The sequence below is a fragment of the Syntrophorhabdaceae bacterium genome (assembly GCA_028713955.1).
Taxonomy (GTDB): Bacteria; Desulfobacterota; Syntrophorhabdia; order Syntrophorhabdales; family Syntrophorhabdaceae; genus UBA5609.
Genome location: JAQTNJ010000178.1, coordinates 1 through 4,347, shown reverse-complemented (window position 1 = coordinate 4,347; position 4,347 = coordinate 1). Strand labels below are relative to the sequence as shown.

General features: G+C 46.8%; 6 protein-coding genes. All 6 read left to right on the top strand.

The window, feature by feature from the left end:
- Positions 1-379, top strand: a 379-nt coding sequence (locus PHU49_12890) for a response regulator (GenBank protein ID MDD5244903.1), incomplete at its 5' end; no start/stop codon positions are given.
- Between the two features lie 18 nt (positions 380-397).
- A complete protein-coding gene (locus PHU49_12885; protein MDD5244902.1) occupies positions 398-877 on the top strand; it encodes a chemotaxis protein CheX in 480 nt (159 codons plus the stop codon).
- Positions 878-1,222: 345 nt separating this feature from the next.
- The gene (locus PHU49_12880) at positions 1,223-3,091 is read left to right on the top strand and encodes a methyl-accepting chemotaxis protein (protein ID MDD5244901.1); all 1,869 of its coding nucleotides are present in this window, start codon (positions 1,223-1,225) and stop codon (positions 3,089-3,091) included.
- A 42-nt stretch (positions 3,092-3,133) separates the two neighbouring features.
- Positions 3,134-3,484 (top strand): STAS domain-containing protein, encoded by a 351-nt coding sequence (locus PHU49_12875; protein MDD5244900.1) that lies wholly within the window; start codon positions 3,134-3,136, stop codon positions 3,482-3,484.
- Positions 3,477-3,842 carry a response regulator gene (locus tag PHU49_12870; GenBank protein MDD5244899.1) on the top strand — a complete coding sequence of 122 codons (366 nt, stop codon included), beginning with the start codon at positions 3,477-3,479 and terminating at the stop codon, positions 3,840-3,842. Before PHU49_12875 ends, PHU49_12870 begins: the two co-directional genes overlap by 8 nt.
- Positions 3,839-4,347: Hpt domain-containing protein (locus tag PHU49_12865; protein ID MDD5244898.1), on the top strand; the 509-nt coding region annotated here is incomplete at its 3' end. The genes PHU49_12870 and PHU49_12865, both read left to right, overlap by 4 nt.

The window sequence follows — 4,347 nt, the reverse complement described above, 5'->3', positions numbered from 1 at the left end:
TTATATGAAAGTCCTTGTGGTTGATGACTTTGCAACAATGAGAAAGATCATCAAGAACGTGTTGAAACAGATCAACGTGGATAGTGTTTTAGAGGCAGAGAACGGGAAACATGCCCTTACGGTTCTGAAAGGCGATACCGTCGATCTCATAATAAGCGACTGGATCATGCCCGAGATGACCGGGATAGAATTCCTGAAGGCCTGCAAGCAGGATGAAGAAATTAAGAAGATCCCTTTTATTATGGTAACTGCCGAGGCACAGAAGGACAATATCATGGAGGCAATTAAATCAGGCGTTGATAATTATATCGTTAAGCCCTTTACCCCTGAGAAACTGAAAGACGCTATTGATAAAGCAAAAGCCCGCGCGGCACAATAACGATCCATGGAGGACACGATGACAATGGATGTCAAATATATAAACCCTTTTATTATGGCTGCAAAGAATGTTTTCACAACTATGCTCAGTATGGATCTGATGATGGGCAAACCAAACCTGAAAGATGTGAGGACAACCTCCGGGGATGTCACAGGTATAATGGGGCTTGTCGGTGATAAGAAAGGGACCCTCTGTATCAGCTTCAGGGATAAGGGCGCGCTTTTTGTCTTCAAGACCCTGATAGGCGATGAATGTGATTCCGTTACGCCTGATGTGGTAGATGCCGTAGGAGAACTGACGAACATCATATCAGGTGTAGCAAGAGGTGAGTTCGAGAAGGCCGGTATAAACCTCAAGGCGGCAATACCGATGGTTGTTGTTGGTAAAAACGTGGAAATGAACTTTATCACCAGGATACCGATCATTTCACTGCCGTTCAATTTCTCCGTCAATAACGGTGAGAACGAGGTTATGTTCCTCGATTTTTCCTTTGAGTGATTTCATTGTTTTATTTTAAAACCATTTTTTAAACCCGTATTTTTCATATCAGGATGAGCATCTGTGTCGGGATATCTATTCCCGGGACTCACGTCGCCCCCTCTGGGAGCGATCAGCTATCAGCAGCCAGCTTGCAGGATAAATAACCAAACACCAATAACCAGGCTCAGATTAATCATTGATACCCAATATTCAATCACCAAACAAAATTATTACCATTACCTTATGAATACATAATAGCTACAACGGTCCGCACGATATTTGTTGTTAAGTTTTTTTGAGACGATTCGATAAACATTGTATGAAATTAAATGCAATAGATATCGTAGAAAGGGGTTCGATTTCGTGAATGACGGTAATAGTGATCTATACCCGGAGACCCTTCCTTCTGACAGGTGGCCAGGCAACCTGAGGGAAATTATTTCCTCCCTCAGTGTCCTCACAAAACAGACCGAAGATCAGTTCCTGTCTATCGGCTCACGTCTCAATGATTTCTACAAGCAGTCAGGGGGTATCTCCGGATTGTCGTCCTCACTGTTAGACTGTATGCTCGGGGACGAACTGACCGGGACCACAGGCAGCCTGGAAAGCATACTGAACCGGATGAACACATATCTTGAACAGACAGATGAGGCATTCAGGGGGAGCCTTAAAACATTGAACGATGTGCAGGAAATGGTCAATGCCTCCAGAGCACCGCTGGAAAGTTTTAAAAAGATAGTAAAGAAGCTGAAGATACTGAGCATCTCGACGAAGATAGAAAGCGCTCAGATAAACAACGATAATAACGGTTTTTTAACCCTTGCAGATGATGTTGAAAGGCTCTCTGTGCTCATCCACGAAAAATGCAAGAACATATCCGAAAATGCCGGCGCCCTTGGCAGTATCATAGAACAGACCTTATCCCGTATGCATTTCATGGAAGAGAGACAGCATTCCCAGGTGGGCGCTATCTTCCGGGGCGTACAGTCAGGCCTTTCGACACTGACCGCCAAACATGAACGCTCCTCGAGGGCAGCCGGAGAGATATCGGAGAGACTTACAGTTATCTCTGATAATATCGGACAGGTTGTCATGAGTATGCAGTTTCACGATATCACGCGCCAGCAGCTTGAACATGTAGTAACTGCGCTGGAGAGCCTTACCCGTTATCTTGAGTCAGGATGTAAGGGCAAAGAGGACCTCTCGCCCCAGGCAGATGAAATAATAAAAGATATCGTTATTGAGACAGGAGACCTCTCGGAGCTGCAGTCCATCCAGATGAAGGATGCGCGGGATAAGTTCGTAAGTGCCGTTGAGAACATCCAGGACAGCTTAAGCGGCATAGCAACCGGCGTTGTAGGGCTGTCTGAGCAGACAAAGGAGGTTACGGGGACGGCTGACCTTGTAGCGTCATCGTTTTTTACCAATGTGGAATCCGGCATATCACAGGTCATAGCATCGTTACAGGATAACGCAAGGGCAAGCCAGGAACTTAGCGGCGCCATCGACAGCCTTCTCACTACCGTCGATGCAATGTCGAAGTTCGTTGATGATATCGAAGAGATAGGTGGGGAGATTGAACTGATCGCTGTTAATGCCCGCATTAAAGCAGCCCATACAGGTGATGAGGGAGCGCCCCTGGGGGTCATTGCCGAGGCAACACAAAAGTTGTCGATAGAAGCAAGCGCCCAGAAAATGGCAATATCGAACATGCTGAGGGAGATCGTATCAAAGACCGGGCAATTACACGAAGGCATACGCGCTGATGTCAATGAACGGTTGCGTGAAGTAGATGACATGGCAGAGGGTCTTAAGGGGCTGCTGGTCAACCTGCACCGTGTTCACGACAATATCCTTCATCTCCTCGGTAAGATTGACCGGGCATGTCAGGTGCTTGCCTGCGACATACAGGATAGTGTATCCGGGATTACAGTCCACAGACAGTTTGAGGAAACGATCGCCGGGATTATGTTCACCCTTGACAACATAATCGGTGAATCACGGCGGCTTGTTCCTGTCGATGATATACGCAACAGGAAGGGTGCCCTCGTAAACCTCAAACAGCACTATACCATGCAGAGTGAGTACAATATCCATGAATCCTATGAGAGTTCCAGGGTCATTGATTTGAAAAAGGCGAGGGAATTGAAGACAGAAGATAAGGATTCTGCAGGTAGAACTTCCGGCACGGAGATTGCAGATGATTATGGTGATAACGTGGAATTATTTTAGATCCACAAACAATAAACAAGTGGGGGATGATAGGGTGCAGACATGATGAATTATTCAGTACAGGAAGGGCCAGAGACAGCGAATATCACATTCCGTGGTGAGCTGACCGTTCGATCCGCCGGTGAAATCCGGGAAATCCTCCGCAAAACCCTTGATGGATGCCGGGCAGTTACAGTACGCCTCGAAGATATAGAGATCCTTGATCTTTCCTGTATCCAGATCTTCTGCGCCGCACAAAAAACAGCATTTAAGATGAATAAGCAATTGGCCCTCGATACGGTATTACCGGAGGCCGTGGTCCGTACCATTGAACAGGCCGGTTTTTACTGTTTGAAGACCTGCGGTAATAATAAAAATAATGCCTGCCCGATGACGAGGAGGACAGATGGCTAAGTGTATTATGACCGTTGATGATTCGGTAAGCGTCCGCCAGATGGTCAGCTTTACCCTGAAGAACGCCGGGTATGAAGTGGTGGAAGCGAGTGACGGCCAGGATGCACTGGGCAAACTGAACGGGTCTCACGTCAACATGGTTATCACAGACCTTAATATGCCCAACCTTGACGGCATAGGGCTCATCCGTGCGATCAGGTCCGATGACGCCTATAAATTCGTTCCCATTGTTATGCTGACCACTGAGTCACAGGACACAAAAAAACAGGAAGGAAAGACCGCCGGTGCAACGGGCTGGATAGTAAAGCCTTTCAAGCCGGAGCAACTCCTCGGGGTCGTAAAGAAGGTGCTGGGATGAGTCAGACAATCGATGCGCAAAGTGAAATCTATAAAGAAGAGGCAAGGGAGCTCCTCGTGATTCTTGAAGATTCTCTCCTGCAGCTCGAAAGTTCTCCTGATGATACGGAGCTTATCGGCCAGATCTTCCGTGCATTACATACGATCAAGGGTTCAGGATCGATGTTCGGATTTGACAGGATTGCTGCCTTTACCCATGAGGTTGAAACTGTTTTTGACCGTGTCCGCAACACGGAGATACCCGTTTCAAGAGAGCTCATTGATCATACCCTGAAGGCAAAGGATTACATAAAGTTGTTGCTTGAAGCGCCCACCACAGACGAAGCCCCTTGTGAACAGGAATTAGAAACACTTATTAGTTCTTTTAACAGGCTTGTTTCAGAACACAAGGCAACAAAGACCCAAAACCCTTCCCCCAATGCTTCTACCACTATTTTGAGTACACAGGGGGCTTCGTTATCTAATACACCCGTCGGATTATTGACATATCGTATCAGGTTCTGTCC